The 22,471-nt window shown below is 52.0% G+C and carries 18 protein-coding genes and 5 tRNA genes; 9 read left to right on the top strand and 14 right to left on the bottom strand.

Going from position 1 to position 22,471, the window contains the following annotated elements:
• Positions 1-103: 103 nt before the first annotated feature.
• The 3 genes from ABLV11_RS25075 to ABLV11_RS25085 form a co-directional block, all read right to left on the bottom strand.
• A tRNA-Val gene (locus ABLV11_RS25075) sits at positions 104-179 on the bottom strand.
• Positions 180-223: 44 nt separating this feature from the next.
• Positions 224-299 (bottom strand) — tRNA-Val (locus ABLV11_RS25080).
• Positions 300-343: 44 nt separating this feature from the next.
• Positions 344-419, bottom strand: a tRNA-Val gene (locus tag ABLV11_RS25085).
• Between the two features lie 259 nt (positions 420-678).
• On the opposite strand from ABLV11_RS25085, the gene gltX reads away from it, so the two are divergent.
• Positions 679-2,097: a glutamate--tRNA ligase gene (gltX, locus tag ABLV11_RS25090; protein ID WP_004104317.1), complete on the top strand. Its 1,419-nt coding sequence runs from the start codon at positions 679-681 to the stop codon at positions 2,095-2,097.
• 60 nt (positions 2,098-2,157) lie between these two features.
• On the opposite strand, the gene ABLV11_RS25095 is transcribed toward gltX, so the two are convergent.
• Both ABLV11_RS25095 and ABLV11_RS25100 read right to left on the bottom strand, forming a co-directional pair.
• A complete protein-coding gene (locus ABLV11_RS25095; RefSeq protein WP_004104316.1) occupies positions 2,158-2,550 on the bottom strand; it encodes a YfeC-like transcriptional regulator in 393 nt (130 codons plus the stop codon).
• A 4-nt stretch (positions 2,551-2,554) separates the two neighbouring features.
• The gene (locus ABLV11_RS25100; protein ID WP_004104315.1) at positions 2,555-2,908 is read right to left on the bottom strand and encodes a YfeC-like transcriptional regulator; all 354 of its coding nucleotides are present in this window, start codon (positions 2,906-2,908) and stop codon (positions 2,555-2,557) included.
• A 219-nt stretch (positions 2,909-3,127) separates the two neighbouring features.
• On the opposite strand from ABLV11_RS25100, the gene ABLV11_RS25105 reads away from it, so the two are divergent.
• The 3 genes from ABLV11_RS25105 to ABLV11_RS25115 all read left to right on the top strand — a co-directional run bounded on the left by ABLV11_RS25105 (position 3,128) and on the right by ABLV11_RS25115 (position 5,698).
• Positions 3,128-3,203, top strand: a tRNA-Ala gene (locus tag ABLV11_RS25105).
• A 41-nt stretch (positions 3,204-3,244) separates the two neighbouring features.
• Positions 3,245-3,320, top strand: a tRNA-Ala gene (locus tag ABLV11_RS25110).
• A 197-nt stretch (positions 3,321-3,517) separates the two neighbouring features.
• The gene (locus ABLV11_RS25115; RefSeq protein WP_004104314.1) at positions 3,518-5,698 is read left to right on the top strand and encodes an EAL domain-containing protein; all 2,181 of its coding nucleotides are present in this window, start codon (positions 3,518-3,520) and stop codon (positions 5,696-5,698) included.
• Between the two features lie 42 nt (positions 5,699-5,740).
• On the opposite strand, the gene ABLV11_RS25120 is transcribed toward ABLV11_RS25115, so the two are convergent.
• A complete protein-coding gene (locus ABLV11_RS25120) occupies positions 5,741-6,943 on the bottom strand; it encodes a NupC/NupG family nucleoside CNT transporter (RefSeq protein WP_105890593.1) in 1,203 nt (400 codons plus the stop codon).
• A 346-nt stretch (positions 6,944-7,289) separates the two neighbouring features.
• Here ABLV11_RS25120 and ABLV11_RS25125 point away from each other — a divergent pair, with 346 nt between their 5' ends.
• Positions 7,290-8,525, top strand: a complete 1,236-nt coding sequence (locus ABLV11_RS25125; RefSeq protein WP_004114311.1) for an Nramp family divalent metal transporter — start codon at positions 7,290-7,292, stop codon at positions 8,523-8,525.
• A 41-nt stretch (positions 8,526-8,566) separates the two neighbouring features.
• Here ABLV11_RS25125 and ABLV11_RS25130 read toward each other — a convergent pair whose 3' ends face one another.
• Together ABLV11_RS25130 and mgrA are read right to left on the bottom strand one after the other, a co-directional pair.
• Positions 8,567-8,914, bottom strand: a complete 348-nt coding sequence (locus ABLV11_RS25130) for a DUF2502 domain-containing protein (RefSeq protein WP_004104306.1) — start codon at positions 8,912-8,914, stop codon at positions 8,567-8,569.
• Between the two features lie 130 nt (positions 8,915-9,044).
• On the bottom strand, positions 9,045-10,037 hold the full coding sequence (mgrA, locus tag ABLV11_RS25135; RefSeq protein ID WP_126489402.1) for an L-glyceraldehyde 3-phosphate reductase: 993 nt from the start codon (positions 10,035-10,037) through the stop codon (positions 9,045-9,047).
• A gap of 176 nt (positions 10,038-10,213) precedes the next feature.
• On the opposite strand from mgrA, the gene ABLV11_RS25140 reads away from it, so the two are divergent.
• On the top strand, positions 10,214-11,875 hold the full coding sequence (locus ABLV11_RS25140; protein WP_126489401.1) for a thiamine pyrophosphate-binding protein: 1,662 nt from the start codon (positions 10,214-10,216) through the stop codon (positions 11,873-11,875).
• On the opposite strand, the gene ABLV11_RS25145 is transcribed toward ABLV11_RS25140, so the two are convergent.
• The gene (locus ABLV11_RS25145) at positions 11,872-13,107 is read right to left on the bottom strand and encodes an ion channel protein (RefSeq protein ID WP_126489400.1); all 1,236 of its coding nucleotides are present in this window, start codon (positions 13,105-13,107) and stop codon (positions 11,872-11,874) included. The genes ABLV11_RS25140 and ABLV11_RS25145 overlap by 4 nt on opposite strands.
• 262 nt (positions 13,108-13,369) lie before the next feature.
• Between ABLV11_RS25145 and glk the strand changes: the two genes are divergently transcribed.
• A complete protein-coding gene (glk, locus tag ABLV11_RS25150) occupies positions 13,370-14,335 on the top strand; it encodes a glucokinase (RefSeq protein ID WP_004104302.1) in 966 nt (321 codons plus the stop codon).
• Positions 14,336-14,378: 43 nt separating this feature from the next.
• Here the strand turns inward: glk and ABLV11_RS25155 are convergent, their stop codons facing one another.
• Both ABLV11_RS25155 and ABLV11_RS25160 read right to left on the bottom strand, forming a co-directional pair.
• Positions 14,379-15,116: a LytTR family DNA-binding domain-containing protein gene (locus ABLV11_RS25155; protein ID WP_126489399.1), complete on the bottom strand. Its 738-nt coding sequence runs from the start codon at positions 15,114-15,116 to the stop codon at positions 14,379-14,381.
• An 11-nt stretch (positions 15,117-15,127) separates the two neighbouring features.
• A complete protein-coding gene (locus tag ABLV11_RS25160; protein WP_163530545.1) occupies positions 15,128-16,807 on the bottom strand; it encodes a sensor histidine kinase in 1,680 nt (559 codons plus the stop codon).
• A 398-nt stretch (positions 16,808-17,205) separates the two neighbouring features.
• Between ABLV11_RS25160 and alaC the strand changes: the two genes are divergently transcribed.
• Positions 17,206-18,444 (top strand): alanine transaminase, encoded by a 1,239-nt coding sequence (gene alaC / locus ABLV11_RS25165; RefSeq protein ID WP_004104296.1) that lies wholly within the window; start codon positions 17,206-17,208, stop codon positions 18,442-18,444.
• A 41-nt stretch (positions 18,445-18,485) separates the two neighbouring features.
• On the opposite strand, the gene ypdK is transcribed toward alaC, so the two are convergent.
• Together ypdK and ABLV11_RS25175 are read right to left on the bottom strand one after the other, a co-directional pair.
• Positions 18,486-18,557, bottom strand: coding sequence for a membrane protein YpdK (gene ypdK, locus ABLV11_RS25170; protein ID WP_077777854.1), 72 nt, complete (start codon positions 18,555-18,557; stop codon positions 18,486-18,488).
• A 366-nt stretch (positions 18,558-18,923) separates the two neighbouring features.
• Complete coding sequence (locus ABLV11_RS25175) at positions 18,924-20,111, bottom strand: cyanate transporter (protein ID WP_126489398.1); 1,188 nt, start codon at positions 20,109-20,111, stop codon at positions 18,924-18,926.
• 166 nt (positions 20,112-20,277) lie between these two features.
• On the opposite strand from ABLV11_RS25175, the gene cynR reads away from it, so the two are divergent.
• Complete coding sequence (gene cynR, locus ABLV11_RS25180) at positions 20,278-21,183, top strand: transcriptional regulator CynR (RefSeq protein ID WP_004114299.1); 906 nt, start codon at positions 20,278-20,280, stop codon at positions 21,181-21,183.
• A gap of 204 nt (positions 21,184-21,387) precedes the next feature.
• Here the strand turns inward: cynR and ABLV11_RS25185 are convergent, their stop codons facing one another.
• Positions 21,388-22,257, bottom strand: coding sequence for a hypothetical protein (locus ABLV11_RS25185; protein WP_126489397.1), 870 nt, complete (start codon positions 22,255-22,257; stop codon positions 21,388-21,390).
• Between the last annotated feature and the right edge of the window lie 214 nt (positions 22,258-22,471).

Raw genomic sequence — 22,471 nt, forward strand, 5'->3', positions numbered from 1 at the left:
AACCGCCGACCCCCTCCTTGTAAGGGAGGTGCTCTCCCAGCTGAGCTAATCACCCACTTCGGTACTTCACATTTTATGACAAGAAATCCAGCTGGCGAGAAAGTGGTGGGTGATGACGGGATCGAACCGCCGACCCCCTCCTTGTAAGGGAGGTGCTCTCCCAGCTGAGCTAATCACCCACTTCTCAATTTCTTGCTACACGGCGGAGACTACGTAAAGTAGTTGGTGGGTGATGACGGGTTCGAACCGCCGACCCCCTCCTTGTAAGGGAGGTGCTCTCCCAGCTGAGCTAATCACCCACTTCTCAATTTCTTGCTACACGGCGGAGACTACGTAAAGTAGTTGGTGGGTGATGACGGGTTCGAACCGCCGACCCCCTCCTTGTAAGGGAGGTGCTCTCCCAGCTGAGCTAATCACCCCCGCTGTGTGGAGTCGCATTATAGGGAGAGTTGAAAATGAGTCAACGCCTTTTCTAAATAATTTGTTTGTTCGTCGTAAAATTAAACAAAACGATCGCAATGTCATCTATGACGCATGATTTATAAACAAAAAGGGTAAAGCTTGACGTTGAAACGGTAACAACATTGAGGAATCAGCCCACGGTGTTAGAATATTCCTCCATAAAATCCAACGAACACTGCCGCGTGTCGGCACCTTTATCAAACGTAAGGCCACTTCATGAAAATCAAAACTCGCTTCGCGCCCAGCCCGACAGGCTATCTGCACGTTGGCGGCGCGCGTACTGCTCTCTATTCCTGGCTTTTTGCACGTAACCACGGCGGTGAGTTTGTGCTGCGTATTGAAGATACCGATCTTGAGCGCTCCACGCCGGAGGCCATTGAAGCCATCATGGATGGTATGAACTGGCTGAGCCTGGAATGGGATGAGGGTCCGTACTTCCAGACCAAGCGTTTTGATCGCTATAACGCCGTCATTGATGAAATGCTGGAAGCGGGCACGGCCTATAAATGCTATTGCTCTAAAGAGCGTCTGGAAGCGCTGCGTGAAGAACAAATGGCAAAAGGCGAAAAGCCACGTTATGACGGTCGCTGCCGCCATGGCCACGAACATCATGCTGATGATGAACCTTGCGTTGTTCGTTTTGCCAACCCGGAAGAGGGGTCCGTTGTTTTTGACGACCAGATCCGCGGTCCGATCGAATTCAGCAACCATGAGCTGGACGATCTGATTATTCGCCGTACCGATGGTTCTCCAACCTATAACTTCTGCGTCGTGGTTGACGACTGGGATATGGAAATCACCCACGTTATTCGTGGTGAAGACCATATCAACAATACACCGCGCCAGATTAACATCCTGAAAGCGCTGAATGCGCCTGTGCCGGTTTACGCCCACGTTTCGATGATTAACGGCGATGACGGTAAAAAACTATCCAAGCGTCACGGCGCGGTCAGCGTTATGCAGTATCGCGACGACGGCTACCTGCCGGAAGCGCTGCTGAACTATCTGGTGCGTCTGGGATGGTCCAGCGGCGACCAGGAGATTTTCTCTCGCGAAGAGATGATTAAGCTGTTTAGCCTGGGTGCGGTGAGCAAATCTGCGAGCGCGTTCAACACCGAAAAACTGCAGTGGCTGAACCATCACTATATCAACTCGCTGGCCCCGGAATATGTGGCAACGCATTTACAGTGGCACATTGAGCAGGAAAATATCGACACCCGTAACGGCCCGCAGCTGGCTGAGCTGGTTAAGCTGCTTGGCGAACGCTGCAAAACGCTGAAAGAGATGGCGGCGAGCTGCCGTTATTTCTATGAAGATTTTGCCGAGTTTGATGCCGATGCGGCGAAAAAGCACCTGCGTCCTGTTGCTCGTCAGCCGCTGGAAGTGGTACGCGATAAATTAGCCGCTATCAGTGACTGGACAGCGGAAAATGTTCATCACGCGATTCAGGCGACGGCTGATGAACTGGAAGTCGGGATGGGCAAAGTCGGGATGCCGCTGCGAGTTGCCGTAACCGGCGCAGGCCAGTCTCCGGCGCTTGATGTGACCGTGCATGCGATTGGCAAATCCCGTAGCGTAGAACGTATCAATAAGGCGCTGGCCTTTATTGCTGAACGCGAAAGCCAACAATCCTGATACTTAAAACAGACATTGCAAAACGGCGGGGATAGCTAACCCCGCCGTTTTTTTTGCCTGCTACTTTGCATCAGTAATACCAAGCCGGGAGAGAAATCCGCTAATCCCCTCGCGCGCAAGAAGATCGCGCAGGTGTAACTGTTCGGTCGGGGTCATCAGGTGCATGGTTTCGACAATCTGCCGCCATATGGCGTCAGCATCATTCACAAAGTATTTGACGGGCTGTTCAGCCAGCTGATTATCTATCGCCAGATGCCGTAGCGCCGGAATATTGGCGAGGAAATCGATAACCGGCCTGTCGATGACGATAAGACGAGCGCGCCCCCCTTTGACTCCGGGTATCGGTTCCGTCCGCCATTTTTGTTCTCTGGCCCAGCGGTTTATGGTTTGTCGGGCGAGGTTAAGACTCTCGGCGAGCTCCGCTGGCGTCATTTTATCTTTAAGTTTCATCATGCTTTCACCGATCGCGGATACCCAGTCGGTTGAGTAATCCGGTGATCCCTTCACGCAACAGCAGCGACATCAGCAACTTTTGCTCACCCGGCGTCATCTCTTTGCACAGCGTAAGAAGCAGAGATTCCAGTTCGTTATCCGTTGCGGAGTAGGGGACCGGGTTTTCGGCCACGCGCTGCGCGCTGCGTATGAATTCGCGAACCTGCTCATTGACATGTACGAGGCGCGCTTTACCGCCCTGAACGCCGGGGCGCGGGGAGGTTTGCCACCCCTCTTTACGTACCCATTTGTTTATGGTTTGCCGACTGAAGCCAGTCAGATGCGCTATTTCTTCAGGTGTCATTCGTTCCTTGAGCATACTATTTCCTGAGTAAATATGTGGGAATTAGTTGCACATGTTATAGCATCCTTTTACAGGAAAGAGTGACATGTTTAGCTTCTGGCTGCGATAAGGCTCGCAATGTCAGCCGTTTGCCTGCTTTTTCAGCGATCAAATTGCGGGGATTCATTTTGCCGTTGACACCTGACGAAGGAATTCATATTATGCCGCCCGTCAACACGACACGCTTTACGTTACGGGGCTATAGCTCAGCTGGGAGAGCGCTTGCATGGCATGCAAGAGGTCAGCGGTTCGATCCCGCTTAGCTCCACCAAATCCTGCACCCAGCAGATTTGGTTCGTAAAGAGGTCCTGTGGGGCTATAGCTCAGCTGGGAGAGCGCTTGCATGGCATGCAAGAGGTCAGCGGTTCGATCCCGCTTAGCTCCACCAAATTCCGAACCCTCGCTGCGGCGGGGGTTTTTGTTTTTATCAGGGAAATGTAAAGTACTTTCTGAATAAGTCAGTAAATCTCCGCGTTAAGTAATTTCAGATTTTTTCACTATTTAAAATCTTGCCTGCCTTTATTAAGCAACATAATATTTGCTGCCTAAATATATTTGTTGCCGCAGGAGTTTTAATTAACAATAATGATTGATCATTTTAACATTAAGATCAAAAAAACTCTGCTGGCCCTTCTGGTCTGCTTTATAGCCATTCCGCTGTCCAGATTTATTTCTCCTCAAACTATTATTGACGGAAATCAAATTTATCTGGCATGGCTGCCGTTGAGCTTAATGTATGCTGTGCTTTTTATTTTTGGCCGCTATGCTGTTGCTCCATTGGTAATCGCGTTTGCGATTACCAATGCCTGGATAATCGATCTGACCTTCACTCAGGCGGTCATCCTGCTTTTTTGCCAGCTCTTCTCGGTATTCCTCTCCTGCGCTATTGTCCGTTATCAGCTTGGAAGGCGCTGGCGCGCCGGGCTGACGGCGAAACATATGGGCGTGAGGGTTTTCTGGGGCGGTTTCTTCGCGCCAATTCTGCTCAAGATCACAATGTATCTGGCGGGGCGCTTCTTTTCGTTTCCGCTGGCGATTTCCAGCTATTTCGGCAATATGTCGGTTATCTACACCGTTATCGATATACAGAGCCTGATTAGCGCTGCGTTAATTTTTACGACCTTCTTTTATTATCCGTTGCGGATGATTATCAGTCCGCGATATGCGCGAGTATTCTGGCGCAATCTTTGTCATTCATGGCAAGTGCGCGAGCAGCGAGTATTTACGCTGTACTGGTTTGTAGCGCTGGCGGCAATATTACTGGTGCTATGTACGCCTTATGATTCTGTTTTTATTGCTGGTTATTTAGTTCCTCTTATTTTCATTTTGTACTTTATTGGTATTAGTCGTCTGGCGCATACGCTGATTCGCATTTCGTGGTCCGTTTCAGCATTTTTACTCGTGGCCTATAACCAGAATTTTTTGCATGGGGTACAAACTGAATATTCCCTGTCATTTGTGCTTTCGGTGCTAATTTGTTTCACTATCTGTCTGTTTTATATGGCGGATATCTACGCGCGCAGTGAAAGAATGAAGTTCAGATGGCGAGACCAGGCGGAAGAAGATCCGCTAACCGGTTTGCCCAATTTGCGTGCGCTGGAGAGTCATCTGCAGCGTAACCCCGCGGTTGCTATAAGCAGCCTGCGAATACAGAATCTGGATTTCCTTAGCCGCCATTACGGCATGATGATGAGGGTTGAGAGCAAACGGCAAATCGCCTGTAAGCTACAGCCGCTATTGTCTCAGGGAGAGCGAATTTTTCAGCTTCCCGGTAGTGAGCTATTGCTGGTGCTAAACGGCCCTGAACCTGAGGCGCGTTTAAATCATATCGTTTCCACGCTTAACCATAAAAAGTTTAGCTGGAACAACCAGACGTTGGATCTCGAGTTTGGCGCATCGTGGGGAGGCTATAGCGGTACCGAATCGGATATTCACCCGATGCTTGGTCAGCTTAGCTGGCTATCGGAGCAGGCCGGCGCGGCTCGTCGCGTGTTAGCGCTTGACGCCGCTCAGGAACAGATTTCCGATCAAACAAGCGAACAGGTCCGGCTGCTGGCGCAGATTAAGCAGGCGCTTAACGAGCGCGGTCTGGTACTGTATGCCCAACCCATCCGCGATGCCGCAGGAAAGGGATACTACGAAGTTCTTTGCCGTATGCGCTGCGGTAATAACATCATTACGCCCGATAAGTTTATTCCGCCGATCGCGCAGTTTAATCTGAGCCAGCGCTTTGATATGCAGGTACTGGAAACGCTGTTCAGCTCGCTCAGGCACCATCAAGGGCAGCACTTCTCCGTGAATCTGCTGCCCTATACGCTGATGCAAAAGGATAGCGCGACGCAAATTATCTCGCTTTTTAAACGCTATAACCTGTCGGCGGAGGCGATAACGATTGAGGTCACCGAAGAGCAGGCGTTTTCCGATGTGGAAACCAGTATGTATAACATACAGCAGCTGCGAGAATTCGGCTGCGCTATCGCTATCGATGATTTTGGCACCGGCTACGCTAACTATGAGCGGCTGAAAAGCCTGCAGGCCGATATTTTAAAAATTGACGGGTGCTTCGTGCGGGATATCGAAACCGATCCGCTGGACGCCATTATGGTCAAATCGATTATCGAAATGGCTAAGGTTAAAAAGATGAAGGTGGTGGCGGAATACGTTGAAACGCCGGAGCAGCGGGAAAAACTTCTTCAGCTAGGGGTCGATTACCTCCAGGGGTATCTGGTAGGTAAACCGCAGCCGCTGAGCGAGCTGCGGACGTAAAAAAGCCGGGACTTGCCCGGCTTTCTCTCTAGCGAACAGGGATTACAGTACCAGCGCGGCGATAGACGCAGAAAGCACGCTCACCAGAGTAGAACCGTAAACCAGCTTCAGGCCGAAGCGAGAAACCACGTTACCTTGCTCTTCGTTCAGGCCTTTAATTGCGCCAGCGATAATGCCGATAGATGAGAAGTTAGCGAAGGAGACCAGGAAGATAGAGATGATACCTTCCGCACGCGGTGAGAGCGTGGCGGCCACTTTCTGCAGATCCATCATGGCGACGAATTCGTTAGAAACCAGCTTGGTTGCCATAATACTACCTACCTGCAGCGCTTCGCCTGCCGGTACGCCCATGATCCACGCCACCGGATAGAAGATATAGCCGAGGATCCCCTGGAAGGAGATGCTATAGCCAAACCAGCCGGTAACGGTGGCGAACAGGGCGTTCAGCGCGGAGATCAGGGCAATAAAGCCAATCAGCATGGCGGCCACGATAATCGCCACCTTAAAGCCCGCCAGGATATATTCACCCAGCATTTCGAAGAAGCTTTGGCCTTCATGCAGATTAGACATCTGCAGATTTTCTTCGCTTTCGTCAACGCGATACGGGTTAATCAGCGACAGAACGATAAAGGTACTGAACATGTTGAGTACCAGCGCCGCAACAACGTATTTCGGCTGCAGCATGGTCATGTACGCACCTACGATAGACATGGATACCGTAGACATCGCGGTCGCAGCCATGGTGTACATGCGGTTGCGGGACATTTTGCCAAGAATATCTTTATACGCGATGAAGTTTTCAGACTGACCCAGAATCAGCGAGCTGACTGCGTTAAAGGATTCCAGCTTGCCCATACCGTTGATTTTGGACAGTATGGTACCGATCGCGCGAATGACGATAGGCAGAATGCGAATATGCTGCAAAATACCAATCAGCGCGGAAATGAAGACGATAGGGCACAGAACTTTCAGGAAGAAGAAAGCCAGGCCTTTATCGTTCATGTTGCCGAAGACAAAGTTTGTCCCTTCATTGGCAAAACCGAGGAGTTTTTCGAACATCTCGGAGAAGCCCTTCACAAAACCCAGACCAATGTCAGAGTTCAGGAAGAACCAGGCCAGCAGCACTTCAATGACAAGCAGCTGAATGACATAACGAATACGAATCTGCTTACGGTTGTGGCTGACCAACAGGGCCAGAATAGCCACCACTACGATCGCGAGAATAAAGTGCAAGACGCGGTCCATATTTGCTCCAAATATGAGGCAGGTTAAATTTCTGTGCACATTCTATGTAACAAGCGCAAAGAAAACGAGAGCCAGCACACACTATTGCAAGGATATGTGACTAATGGCAAAAATAGTGATCAACCATGCATTTTTGTTATGTTACGTAAAAGTTTTAAAAGTTGCGCTGTTGTACTATTCTGATGACTGATTAAGAGAATTTATCAGTTCCCCGGTTTTAAGTTACTGACCTGCTATCGTTCCCCCCTATCACAGCAATCATTATCATCGCTCCAAATGAACTTGATAATCATTCGCATTTTGATAGCATAAAACATAGCAAAGGCTATATTTCCAGAGGCAGAAAATGACAAACAGTCGCGTTGAGAATAGCAGCGGTCGCGCAGCGCGCAAGATTAAGCTCGCCCTGATGGGGCCTGCGTTCATTGCTGCCATTGGCTATATCGATCCGGGTAATTTCGCTACTAACATCCAGGCCGGCGCCAGCTTTGGCTACCAACTGCTATGGGTGGTCGTGTGGGCAAACCTGATGGCGATGCTGATTCAGGTGATGTCGGCGAAGCTGGGTATCGCTACCGGTAAAAATCTGGCAGAGCAAATTCGTGACCACTACCCGCGTCCGGTGGTGTGGTTTTACTGGGTGCAGGCGGAAATTATCGCTATGGCGACCGACCTTGCAGAGTTTATTGGCGCAGCCATTGGATTTAAGCTGGTGCTCGGCGTGTCATTGCTGCAGGGCGCGGTATTGACGGGGATCGCGACGTTCCTGATCCTGATGCTACAGCGCCGCGGACAAAAACCGCTGGAAAAAGTCATCGGCGGACTGCTGCTGTTTGTTGCGGCGGCTTATGTCGTTGAACTTATCTTCTCCCAGCCGGCGCTGGCGCCGCTGGCGAAAGGCATGCTCGTACCGTCTCTGCCAACCAGCGAAGCGGTATTCCTTGCCGCCGGGGTATTGGGCGCGACCATCATGCCGCATGTTATCTATTTACACTCGTCGCTCACTCAGCACCTGCACGGGGGGACGCGCAAAGAGCGCTATAACGCCACGCGCTGGGATGTTGCCATCGCTATGACCATCGCAGGTTTTGTTAACCTGGCCATGATGGCGACCGCCGCCGCGGCCTTCCATTTCAATGGTCACACCGGCGTTGCCGATCTCGATCAGGCCTATCTGACGCTGGAGCCGTTGTTGAGCCACGCGGCAGCCACCATCTTTGGGCTGAGCCTGGTCGCCGCCGGTTTATCCTCCACGGTTGTAGGCACCCTGGCGGGGCAGGTCGTAATGCAGGGTTTTATTCGCTTTCATATCCCGCTGTGGTTTCGTCGGGCCATTACCATGCTGCCTTCATTCATTGTGATTTTGATGGGGCTTGATCCGACGCGTATTCTGGTGATGAGCCAGGTCTTGCTGAGCTTCGGTATCGCCCTGGCGCTGGTGCCGCTGCTCATCTTTACCAGCAATGCGCGGCTGATGGGGGATCTGGTCAATTCCCGGTGGGTGAAAGTGCTGGGGTGGGCGATTGTCGCGGTGGTTGTGGTGCTCAACGGCTGGCTGATTGTTGGAACGCTGGTCGGTTAAGCAGGTAATTAAAAAGGGAGCCGGATGGCTCCCTTTTGCGATTAATGGTGCCCGTGACCATGGCCGCGGCCGCCATGGCCTCGTCCCCACCCGCCGCGTCGGTCGTCGCGATCTTTCCAGCCTTCGCGATAACCGCGTTCGTAGGCTTTACCTTTATCCCAGCCGCGATGCCAGCCGTTATCGTGACGACGCCAGCGGTTATCGCGCCATTCATAGTGTTTACGCCAGTAATCACGGTCGCGCCAGCCGCCACCGTCCCAGTAGTTACCATAATTGTCGCGATCGCCAATTTGTAATTTTATTGATGGCAACAGGGTGATTTCACCAGCGTTAGCGACCAATGGCGCTGAAGCCAGAAGCACTGCAGCCAAAATCAGTGACCTGAACATACTCTTCTCCTTCACGATCGGGGCCGTTGTCGGCCTGTTAACCCGATATTACGGGGCAGTAAAGCCCCGTCGCATCGGAGGAACTCCTAAATCGCCAGTGAGAGCACTTTTTGCTAAAGTAAAAATGAATTTACACCGCAAGGATTGCGTCAATCGTTGCCTGTTCTTCGGCGGTGAAACGGCGGTTTTCCAGCATGCCAATCGCATCGTCGAGCTGCGTGGTTTTGCTGGCGCCAATCAATACCGAAGTTACTTTCTCGTCGCGCAGCACCCAGGCCAGGGCCATCTGCGAGAGCTTCTGCCCGCGGGCTTCGGCCAGTGCGTCAAGTTGACGAATCTTTTCCAGTTTGCTTTCGGTAAGCTGATCCGGTTGCAGGAATTGACTGCCGCTGGCGGCGCGGGAATCCGCCGGAATGCCGTGCAGATAACGGTTAGTTAACTGGCCGCCGGCAAGCGGTGAAAACGCTATACTTCCCACCCCTGCGCTCTGCAGGAAATCGAGTAAGCCCCCCTCGACCCAGCGTTCGAACATGGAATATTTAGGCTGATGAATCAGACACGGTGTGCCCAGCTCGTTAAGAATATTGACGGCTTCCCGGGCCTGATCGAGAGGATAATTCGATAATCCAACGTACAGGGCCTTCCCCTGGCGGACGAGATGATCCAGCGCGCGCATGGTTTCCTGCAGCGGCGTTTCAGGATCGGGACGGTGGTGGTAGAAAATATCGACATAGTCGAGGCCCATTCGTTTAAGGCTTTGGTCGAGGCTGGCAATCAGATATTTGCGTGAGCCCCAGTCGCCATAGGGGCCGTCCCACATGGTGTAACCGGCTTTACTGGAGATAATCAGTTCATCGCGATAGGGCAAAAAGTCCTCTTTCAGGATGCGACCAAAATTGCTCTCCGCGGAACCCGGCGGTGGCCCGTAGTTGTTGGCCTGGTCGAAATGGGTGATGCCGAGATCGAATGCGTGACGCAGAAGCTGACGGCTGGTTTCCACCCGCGTTTCGTCGCCGAAATTATGCCAAAGCCCAAGAGAAATTGCCGGTAGCTTTAGCCCACTATGACCGCAACGGCGGTATTCCATCGTTTGATATCGCGTGGTGTTTGCCTGGTAAACCATACTTCCTCCGCACTTAAAACAGGGTTGTGTATACGTTTACACTAAAGAATGTTTGCCGGCGAGTATACTCCCGGAACGCGTAAATTTTGCTTTCCACCGTCTTTGTTGAGTGCAATCTGGACAGCACAACTGCTTATTCAATACTCAACTTACCTGCACGAGAGGAGAGTAAGGATATGCAACCGACTTATACCATTGGCGATTATCTGCTGGATCGTCTCGTAGATTGCGGCATAGACCGCTTGTTTGGCGTACCTGGCGATTACAATTTACAGTTTCTCGATAGCGTTATTGCGCAGCAGAATTTAGGGTGGGTAGGTTGCGCTAACGAGCTCAACGCGGCCTACGCTGCTGATGGCTATGCGCGTATCAAAGGCGCAGGCGCGCTGTTGACCACCTACGGCGTCGGCGAACTGAGCGCGCTTAACGGTATTGCCGGCAGCTACGCCGAACATGTTCCGGTTCTGCATATTGTCGGCGCACCCTCAACCGGCGCGCAGCAGCGCGGCGAACTGCTGCACCATACGCTGGGCGACGGTGATTTCAGCCACTTCTCGCGCATGAGCGAGCAGATTACCTGCTCTCAGGCGGTACTGGCGGCGGGAAATGCCTGCCATGAAATCGACCGCGTACTCAGCGAGATGCTCACCCATCATCGCCCCGGTTATTTGATGCTGCCTGCCGATGTGGCGAAGGCAAAAGCGACACCCCCTGCACATCCTTTGCTTATTCCGAATCTGCCTGCCGATGAGAACCAGCTGGCGGGATTCCGCGAGCACGCGGAGCGGATGCTCAGAAGTCGTCGTCGCGTATCGCTGCTGGCTGATTTTCTTGCTCAGCGCTATGGGCTACAAAATGTTCTCCGAAAATGGGTCGCCAGCGTGCCCGTCTCCTGCGCCACGATGTTAATGGGCAAAGGGCTTTTTGATGAGCAACAAAGCGGTTTTGTTGGCACTTACAGCGGGATTGCGAGCGCAGAGGAAACCCGCGAGGCCATTGAAAACGCTGACACCATTATTTGTATCGGCACCCGTTTTACCGACACCATTACCGCGGGCTTTACCCAGCATCTGCCGCAGGAAAAAACGATTGAAATCCAGCCGTTTGCCGTTCGGGTGGGCGACCATTGGTTCAGCCGGGTTCCGATGGATAAGGCGCTCGAAATAGTCATCGAGCTCTCCGCAAGCCTGGCGGGGGAATGGGTACCGCCGAATATTCAGGCGCCCGGGGTGAGCGGCGCGCCTGAAGGAAGCCTGACGCAGAAAAACTTCTGGAGTACGGTGCAGGAACAGCTCCGCCCGGGAGACATTATTCTTGCCGATCAGGGAACCGCGGCTTTTGGCGCCGCCGCGCTTAAGCTGCCCACTGACGCAACGCTGATTGTCCAGCCGCTATGGGGATCGATAGGTTTCACCCTTCCGGCAGCCTACGGGGCGCAAATAGCAGCGGCGGACAGAAGGGTCGTGCTGATTCTCGGCGATGGCGCAGCGCAGTTAACTATTCAGGAACTGGGATCGATGCTCAGGGATAAGCAACGTCCGCTGATTCTGTTGCTCAATAACGAAGGCTATACGGTGGAGCGCGCGATTCACGGCCCCGAGCAGCGGTATAACGATATTGCGCTCTGGGACTGGAATCGTCTGCCTGATGCTTTTGCTCCCGATGTCCCGTCCCGATGCTGGCGCGTGACTCGCACGCATGAGCTGAGAGAAGCGATGAATAGCAGCGTCGCCTCAGACAAACTGACGCTGGTAGAGGTGATGCTGCCCAAAATGGATATCCCCGACTTTCTGCGCACGGTCACTCAGGCGCTGGAAGAGAGGAACAGTCGCGTTTAATCGCTATTCTTTCTGGCAATCATCAACGGCTTTCCGGCCAGCAGCAGCCAGGCCGGAAGCATAACAATGCACAGTAGCGGCAGTAGCGTGGTATCCGACACGACCACTGCCGCCATAAACAGGCTCAGCCAGCCATCACGCGTCACTACCAGCGTCAGGCCGAGGATAGCGCAGGAAACCGTGATGGCTGCCGGCACGGCGGGAACGTGTGCATGCAGCATCAGACCGAGCGCGACGCCGACGAACACGGCAGGAAAAATACGGCCGCCGCGAAAACCGCAGGCGGCGGCAAGTATCAGCGCCGCAAGCTTGATCACGGCAATAAGCAGGTAATCATTGGCGCCAAGCGTCAGGCTTACCGGCAACTGCTGCATCTCATCAAGGCCTTTAAATAGCGTGATATGCCCGCCGATGACGCCCAGAATCCCTAATAAAAACCCGCCGACGCCCAGCGTAAGCACAGGATTTTTCAGACGATGCATCAGCGTGTGTAGACGCGGCAGGCACCAGACGGCGACCATGCCAACGGCAATCGCGATAAGCGTCACGATGGCGCCGCTAATAATGTCGACGAAGCGCAGCTCCGACAGATAAGGCAGTGGTAGCGAAAAATGGGGATGAAAAAACAGGCTGGTGGTCAGGGAACCCGCTGCCGCCGCAAGCAGCGGAGCAAATAGCTTGTCCCACAGGGGAACATCGTTGCTGCCGTTCAGCGTTTGCGAAAATATCAACGCCGCCGCGACCGGAGTGCCGAATAGCGCGCCGATGGTGCCGGAGGCGGCGAAAATCGTCCAGTCCAGAGGGGTAATGCGTGGAAACAGGCGACTGCCCACCGCAGCCGCCAGGGCGATATTCACGACCATAATAGGATGTTCCGGCCCCAGGCTAACGCCGCCCGCCAGACCCACTATCAGCGCCGCAAGCAGACCCGGCAGCGCGCTGGTGCTGACCGGTGCGCCTATCAGCGACTCTGTTGCCGGGTCCGGTCCCGCGTGCCCGGGACTAAAGCGCACGATCAGCCCAACGGCGATGCCGGTTCCGGTGAGAATAGCCATCGTCCACAAAGGGCCATCGGCATTGATGCCTACGCTCGCAGGCAGGCTGGTCCACAGGATATTTTGCAAAACGGCGGCTATTTTCATCGCCACGATTAAAACCAGACTGCAAGCAATACCAATGACGACTGCGGGTATCGATAATAGGAGCATGGTTCTGGCGCGTGGGTGCAGCATGAAAATATCCTTCTGAGTATCCTTGGCACTAATTTGCATGGACTCGTAAAGAGCGTCGACGCAAATGGTGCTGAAACGATAAAGTAATGATGCAACCTGAAAATTGTAAGCGCCAGGATGCTCAATTTTTCATGAATTTCAGTTCAATTGTGACGCAGATCGCTAAACCAGGGGCGCTTATGCGTTGGTCGTTGTTGTTAGCGCTTCATGAATTTAGAGTGTGCCAAAAGAATTATTTTGACTTTAGCGGAGCCGTAACGGAATGACAAAATTTGCTTTAGTAGGGGACGTAGGCGGAACGAATGCTCGTCTGGCGTTGTGCGATCTGGCAAGCGGGGAGATCTCCCGTGCAAAGACCTATTCCGGGCTCGATTATCCCAGTCTTGAAGCTGTTGTTCAGGTCTATCTGGAAGAGCATAACGTCAAGGTTGAGGACGGCTGTATAGCCATCGCCTGTCCCATTACCGGCGATTGGGTGGCGATGACCAACCACACCTGGGCATTTTCTATCGCCGAGATGAAAAAAAATCTGGGGTTCTCGCATCTGGAAATCATTAATGATTTCACGGCGGTGTCGATGGCGATCCCGATGTTGAAAGCCGAACATCTGATTCAGTTTGGCGGCGCGAAGCCGATTGAAGGCAAGCCGATAGCCGTCTATGGCGCAGGTACCGGGTTGGGCGTTGCTCATCTGGTTCATGTCGATAAGCGCTGGGTGAGCCTGCCGGGAGAGGGCGGGCACGTGGATTTTGCGCCTAACAGCGAAGAGGAAGGCATTATTCTGGAAGAGCTGCGTACCGAGCTGGGTCACGTCTCCGCCGAGCGCGTACTTTCAGGGCCCGGATTGGTGAACCTTTATCATGCGATCGTTAAATCTGACGGGCGTCTGCCGGAAAATCTGCAGCCTAAGGATGTGACTGAACGTGCGCTGGCCGATACCTGCATCGATTGCCGTCGCGCGCTATCGCTATTTTGCGTCATTATGGGCCGCTTTGGCGGTAACCTGGCGCTGACGCTCGGTACTTTTGGCGGCGTGTATATCGCTGGCGGCATTGTGCCGCGCTTCCTCGATTTCTTTAAAGCTTCAGGTTTTCGCGGCGGTTTTGAAGATAAAGGTCGGTTTAAAGCCTTCGTGCAGGATATCCCGGTCTATCTGATCGTCCACGACAATCCGGGGCTACTGGGATCCGGAGCCCACCTGCGTCAGACTCTGGGACAGGTTCTTTAATCCTGACGTTAACCCGGATAAATCGCTTATCCGGGTAACTTTCCTACAGATGCATGAGCTGGCGAAACTCTTTGACCTTGCTGCGGCTGACCGGAACCTGGAACTCCAGATCGCGAAGCCGCAGAATATAGGTGTTGTTAAACCAGGGTTCGATTTCGCGAATTTTGTTCAGGTTGACGCAGTACGAGCGGTGACAGCGGAAAAAGTGCGCCGTCGGTAGCTTGTTGCAGAACTCCGTAATATTCATCGGCATCACAAATGACTCTCTTCGGGTATAAACAAAAGTCATCTTTTCATGCGCTTCCGCATAGTAAATATCGTGAATGCTGGTGACGATAATCCGCTCATCTTTAATCAGGTTAATGGTGTCATTTTCCCTGGCCGGATTAGGCATCGCACCGGCGCTCGGCTGCTGCTGTTGCTGCCAGGCGCTGGTCAGCTTTTGCAGCATATTAATGATGCGCGACTCCTGATAGGGCTTCAGGATGTAATCAAAGGCTTCCAGCTCAAAGGCTTCCACCGCATGTTCTTTCCACGCGGTAATAAATACAACAAAGGGCTTATGCGCGAACTGGCTGATATTTTGCGCCAGTAGTACGCCATCCAGCGAAGGAATATTGATGTCGAGAAAAATGGCGTCGACTTTGTTGTGTTGTAAAAACTTCAGTACGTCCAGCCCGTCGTCAAAGGTGCCGACAATCTCCATCTCGCTATGGGTGTTAATCAACCATGTGAGCTCTTGCTGCGCGAGGAACTCATCTTCAACAATGATGACTTTCATTTTATCTCCGCTCATGACAGCAGCGACTCCCTGGCCGCCTGGGGCGCGTGCTGGTGAGGCACATAGAAGGCGATTTCGGTCCCTGGCGTCAGGCGTCGGATATGCAGGCCTTCGCCGTACAGCAGCTTGACCCGATGATGAACATTGAGCAGGCCAATTTTATTTCCCGGCATTTCGTTAGCCTCGACTCTCGCCACTACCGCAGGGTCAATACCGTTCCCCGTATCGCGAACGCTAATTCGTACCCGATTTCCGCACTCATTAATGCCGATGGTCACCACCCCTTTACCTTTACAAGGCTGAATCCCGTGGACAATCGCATTCTCTACCAGCGGCTGAATAAGCAGGCTGGGGATCATAAAGCTGACTTCATCATCAATATCATAAATCACCGTCAGCTTGTCGCCGAAGCGAGCCTGTTCAATGGCGATGTAATCCTTGATTTGATACAGCTCCCTTTTGATGTCTATTTGTTCATCATCTTTTAATTCAATGTTGTAGCGGAGATAGCGCGACAGATTAAAAATTAACTGGCGCGCGGTGTCCGGATTCATGCGAATCGACGACGAAATCGCGTTCAGGGCATTGAATAAAAAGTGGGGGTTAATTTTGCTTTGCAGTGCGCGCAGTTCGGCTTTATTAGCCATTTCACGAAGCTGCTCTGCGCGGGAGACCTCCAGCTGAGTCGAGATGATTTGCGACAGGCCAATCGCCATTTCCTGTAGCGATGAGGTTATGCGGTGAGCGTGGCAATAATAGATTTTTAACGTACCGGTGACGATGCCTTTTTCCCATAGCGGAATGACCAGCATAGAGTGTATTTCCGGCGTCCGATGAGCTTCGTCATTGTTTTTAATAATGATTTTTCCATAGCGAATCGCCTGTTGCGTTGTCGGGCTGATAAAGTCGTCGTTATCCCGGTAGTTGATTTCCCCGACGCCGACGTAGGCCATCACATGTTGAGTATTGGTAATGGCGACGGCATCGGCATTAATATCGCGGCGGATAATATCGCATACCTGACGCAGGGACTCGCTATTGACGTGGCGAAACAAGGGGAGCGTTTTGTTAGCGATGTCGAGCGCCAGTTTCGCCTGACGCGCGGCGCTGGCCTCCTTTTCCCCTTCAACGCTCTGCACCAGCAAAACGATAAAACCGATGCATACGCTGCCAAGGATCATCGGAATACCGATTTTTGACACGATATCTATCCCCAGCGAGAACGATGGAGCCCACGCCACCACAAGTACCATGGTTAAGGTTTCGCACAGCATCCCGGCGAGGATCCCCGCTTTCCATCGCTGCGCTTTAGGGACTTTACGACTGATTAACCCGGAGAGTAGACCGGCGACAATGCTGGTGATAAAGCAGGGGATGGCGGTGACGCCATCAATATCGATTAGATAGCGATGTACGCCGGCAATGACGCCCACTATCGCGCCTACCCAGGGGCCGAAGAGGATCCCGCCGGACATGACTGCGATAATACGCACGTTGACCAGTGAACCTTCGACCGGTACGCCGGACCAGGTACTGAAAAGGGCAAAGAGGGAGAAAATGGCGGTAACGGCCAGCAGCTCTTTTGGCGTGTGCGCGGATTTATGCAGAAGTTCACGAAACAGGCGCAGGCGAATGAGGAAAAAGAGACAAATCAGCATTAATGCCGCGCGGTCAAAAACCGCCAGCAGCATAGTAAAAATTTCGTGCATGTGTGCGCCGTGTTAATCGCGAGAAAGCAATATGATAGAAAACCTCGTCGCAGAAGACCAGCCGAAGAGAGGAATGAGGAAAAGTCACACAAATAAAAGGGGATTGATGACGGTGCGCTGAGTTTCAATAGCGTCTGCGCAGGCGGTGCTTTTTTGCGTAAAATTAAAGATATCAATATGTTAAATTTTATGAGGGGTGTGATATCAAGGACGCTTCTTTCTGCCGTATTTAGCTGAAATGATGCCCGTTTTTAGGGTGAAAAATTTTTTTTAATCCACCTCTCGACAGGAAGAAAATATTCGGGTTATTTTCTAAACGTGCTGCGGTTGCAGCCGCGTCGCTCGGACGGTCCGGGCGCTAACGTTAATCCGAGGAATCTATGGCTGAATTCAGTCCTGAACGCCGTTTTACGCGTATCGATCGTCTCCCCCCGTACGTTTTTAATATTACTGCCGAACTCAAAATGGCTGCGCGACGCCGCGGCGAAGATATTATTGACTTCAGCATGGGTAACCCCGATGGCGCGACGCCGCCGCATATCGTTGAAAAGCTATGTACCGTTGCCCAGCGCCCCGATACGCACGGTTATTCCACCTCTCGCGGCATCCCGCGACTGCGCCGGGCGATTTCTCGCTGGTATCAAGATCGCTATGACGTAGAGATCGATCCGGAATCAGAAGCGATTGTGACCATCGGTTCAAAAGAGGGGCTGGCGCATCTGATGCTGGCGACGCTTGACCATGGCGACACCGTGCTGGTGCCGAATCCCAGCTATCCAATTCATATTTACGGTGCGGTGATTGCCGGAGCTCAGGTTCGTTCAGTTCCCCTCGTTGAAGGCGTGGATTTTTTCAATGAGCTTGAGCGCGCTATTCGTGAGAGCTATCCGAAGCCGAAAATGATGATCCTCGGTTTTCCATCCAACCCGACGGCGCAGTGCGTTGAACTGGAGTTCTTCGAGAAAGTCGTCGCGCTGGCGAAGCGTTATGACGTACTGGTCGTGCACGATTTGGCCTACGCCGATATTGTGTATGACGGTTGGAAAGCGCCTTCTATTATGCAGGTTCCCGGCGCGCGCGATGTGGCCGTCGAATTCTTTACGCTCTCAAAAAGCTACAATATGGCGGGCTGGCGTATTGGCTTTATGGTGGGTAACAAAACGTTGGTTAATGCGCTGGCGCGCATTAAAAGCTACCACGATTACGGTACTTTCACTCCTCTGCAGGTTGCGGCTATTGCTGCGCTTGAAGGCGATCAGCAGTGCGTTCGCGACATCGCCGAACAGTACAAACGCCGCCGGGACGTGCTGGTGAAAGGGTTACATGAGGCGGGCTGGATGGTGGAGTGCCCGAAGGCCTCGATGTACGTATGGGCTAAGATCCCTGAGCAGTACGCGGCCATGGGGTCCCTGGAGTTTGCTAAAAAGCTGCTGCAGGATGCTAAAGTCTGCGTTTCACCCGGCATCGGTTTTGGTGATTACGGTGATACTCACGTACGCTTCGCTTTAATCGAAAACCGCGATCGTATCCGCCAGGCCGTACGCGGTATTAAATCAATGTTCCGCGCCGACGGGCTGCTTCCGGCAGCGGCTAAGTTAACCAGCGAAAGCAACGAATAAAAAAAGGAGCCGAGAGGCTCCTTTTTTTAACACCGTTAAAGCTAGATCATCAGGGCGAAAGTACCGGCCCAAACGATGACCATAAAAGAAATGCCCATTAAGAAATATTTCACGACTCATCACTCCGCGCTCTAGGCGAGACGCCTTACATGAATTTGCTCTTCATTGCCTGCTCAGCTATCGCTAACTAAAACGACACTTTTTTAGCCGGCGGTAGCTGTAAATTCTGAGCGTAAACGGCTCCAGATGGCGCTAATGTACGCCTAAAAAATGAGGGAAACAAGAGCCATTTTTTTATTAATTTTTAGTTACTTACGAGTGTCGTGATTCGGCGACACATTAATTTCATTCGGTATTAAATTTCATTCTGGCGACGGTCGTTAACAATGGTTTTTGTAGGGATATAGTTACTTGATTTTGGGCTTTTTTCTGCCTGAATACGGGATGGGGTAACCATCCCGTAAGAGGATTAGACGGGTTTAGCGAGTGGCTGAGTTCTGATGTTGCCACTCTTGCGGATAGCGTGCCGGGGCAAAACGCAATGTGAGGAGCATTAACGCCAGGACGCAGGCGGCGTGAAACATCCAGCCCGGAAGGAAATTGCCGTTTAAGCTCCGCAGCAGCCCTGAAAGCCAGGGGGAAATACCTGCAATAATAAAGCCCACTCCTTGCATAAAGGCCACCAGGCGACCCGCGATAGCGGGCTGCTTCGCGTGATCGAGCGCCAGTACCAGGCAGAGCGGAAACGCGCCGCCAAGTCCAATACCGCAGCAGATAGCCCAGGCAAGCGGTAGCTGCTGCGGTAGCCAGATAAAGCCGCAGAAGCCGATGAGCTGCAGCGCCAGCGCCAGCATCAGAAGCTTTCGCCGATCTTCATGCCTGGCCAGAACAGGCAGAAGTAGCGCTCCGCCAGTCTGGCCGACGGTCATTAACGCCAAAAGGGTACCGCTAAACTGCGCGCTATAGCCTGACTGCATATAGTAGGGTGGCAGCCAGGCGATCAAACTGGCGTAACCGCCGTTTATCAAACCAAAATAGAGGCTAAGTATCCACGCTCGACGATGGCGAAAAACAGAGAGCTGTATTGTCGATGGCGTCTGGACAGGTAACGTTCTGCTTAGCGGCCACCAGCAAAGGAGCGCTGTCGCTGCGGGTAGCGCCCACCACGCAAGCGCGTGATACCAGATAGCGCTGTGCTGCGCCAGCCACGGCGTAAATGCGGCTCCCAGACCGCCACCGCCCATCAGCGCCGCTGACCAGAGTCCCATCACCTGAGGCGTCCGACGATGAAACAGGCGTTTTATTACCGCAGGAATGAGCGCCTGGATAATACCAATGCCGATCCCGCCAAGAAGCGCGCTGCTGAGTAATAGCGCGCTCTGCGGCGCCAGTTCGCGAAGTAAAGCTCCGGCGGCGATGATTAACAGACTGAAGGCGATACTTTGACGTTCGCTGAATCGGCTGTTAATCCAGCCGCCGGCAAGCGCCAGCAGACCCATCGCGATCACCGGGAGCGCAGTGAGCAGGGAGGCAAGCGTGAAGCTCATACCACTTGCCTGCTGTATCTGGGGAAGGAGCGGGCCTGGCGATGTCAGCAGCGGACGCATATTCATTCCGATAAGCACCAACACCAGCAGCATGGCGCCGTTACGTTGCGTCTGATTCATTGCCGGGTGACCGTGGCGTGTTGAGCGCTGAAGTAAGGATGGGGGGAATTCATTGCGATCTCCTGGGGCTATCAGTCAAAAGGCGCAGGGAGAGTACGCCTGTTGTTTGATAAGTTAAAATACTTATTTATGATTGAGTTCATTTGAATTGCTTATGAGTGAATTCATGTTGCTGCGACATCTCAATTACTTCATTGCCGTTGCTGAACAAGGTAGTTTTACGCGGGCCGCAGCGATACTGCATATTTCGCAGCCGGCTTTATCGCAACAGATTCGCCAGCTGGAGGAGTCTCTGGGCGTACGGCTTTTTGATCGCAGCGGGCGTCATACTTGTCTGACGGATGCCGGGAAGGTGTGGTTGACGTACGCGCACAGGGCGCGGCAGGAGCTCGCTGAGGGGCAGCGTGCGCTTCATGATGTGGAGGACCTGCAGCGCGGTTCGCTACGTATTGCGATGATGCCTACCTTTACGACTTACTTTGTGGGGCCGCTGGTGGCTTCGTTCTATCAACGTTACCCAAATATTACGCTGGATTTGCAAGAGATGACCCAGGAGCGAATGGAGACCATGTTGCTCAATGATGAGCTCGATATCGGCATTGCTTTTGAAGGCAACGATGCGCGAGATATTGTTTATCAGCCGCTGCTTTCGGAAACCCTGGCGCTGGTGGTAGGCCGGCGTCACCCTCTGGCGACGGCCGATCGCGTCAAGCTGGCTGCGCTCAGTCAGGAATCTCTGATTCTGCTCAGTCGCGCTTTCGCGACTCGCCAGCAAATCGAACGTTACTGCCGGCAGCGTGATATTCAACCGAAAGTTCAGATGGAGGCTAACTCGATTAGCGCTCTCCTGGCCGTGGTAGAACGCACATCGCTGGCAACCCTGCTTCCGGCGTCCATTATTCTGGCGCGTGACGATCTCACTGCCATTGAACTCACCCCACCGTTACTCGCGAGAACCGCATGTCTGCTACAGCGAAAGGGTGCCTGGCAAAGCGCCGCGGCCCGCGAATTTATACTGATGGCGCATCGGGCTGCGATGAAGATCAGAGAAGGTCTTACAGATACTGAATAAGCGAGCTTTGTTGTTATGTTGATTTATGTTTATATGAAATGACTTATTAGCAGACTGGTAATTCATAAAGTATGGTCTTATTATGAAGTCAGGTTCATATCTGAAATTATATTGAAGGCCATTTGACGTTTAAAACGGTGGTATGCGCCACCGCTTCATGGCGCCAGAAAGGGTTTTTATTCTAATGTTTAAATTCACTGTTAGTCATTTGAGCGTGTATTCTGATGCCGGGAGATTGATGCTGCCGTAGCTGGAAACCACGCCTTCTGCCCTTAGTTTATCCATTGCGATGTTGAATATTTTATTTTTATTGTTTTCCGTTGCGTTTAGAATGTTATCACCAAAGTGTGGGTTGGCTTGAATGATGTGATTGATGAATTCAATGAGCAGTTTATTTTGAAGAATAATTGAGGGATTATGCACCTCTTTATCCTCAATAATATTTAGCGGTTTTTCTGCAAATTCCAGAGGGCGGCTGCTGATAGTATGCTCATAAATTTTCTCAATCGCCTGATTAGTGATGTAAAGTTTATTCATCGTGATGGTTGGCTTCTCATCCTCATCGGGGGTGAAGTGACAGAAGAGGACGTTTCTTGCCGGTGAAATGATGCTGATCCGCTGTTCAGTAATGATGCTATCGGGGTTTTCTAGTACTTCCGTTAAATTCCTCGTGTGGCTGTACCACAGGCCAGATACGGAAACCCGGAGTTTTAACTGGGTAACAGGCGTTCCATATTGGGCATCCAGGTTCGGTTCACTTTCATTGAATCTAAAAATTTTGTTTATTTTGGAGTGAGGGGACCACGATCTTTCGCTTCTGCTCAATTCATCAATATTTGATGTGTTAAAAAAATAGGGTTTGTTGCCGCCCTGCTGATGGCGGATAGCACTCTTTAACGTTCCGTTGGTTCTGCCTAATTTGATGCAAAGGCTTATTGCACCAATATCATGCCAATGAAGCAGATCTTCTAATTCACAATTTAATAATTTTTGAGCGCGAGAGATTGAACAATATTCCAGTGGCGGAAGGTTGTTGAGTTTCCATATGTTCCGTTCTTTTCTTTCCATGGTCATTATTATCTTATGAAAAATAGGTTGGCTTTTGAGTTTCTTAAGCTGAATTTTGTCTACGTATTGATGATTGTATGATGTTTAATTCATGCTAAATAATTTATCAGAGATGATGTTGTATATCAATTGGTGAATCGGGTCAGACCGTTATCTGTCGTGCAGTCTATCACTTTTTCTGCAGTAATTAAATATATCGCTAATAGAAAATTATAATTGA

Source organism: Klebsiella sp. GW_Kp181 (assembly GCF_040062315.1).
Classification (GTDB): Bacteria; Pseudomonadota; Gammaproteobacteria; order Enterobacterales; family Enterobacteriaceae; genus Klebsiella; species Klebsiella oxytoca.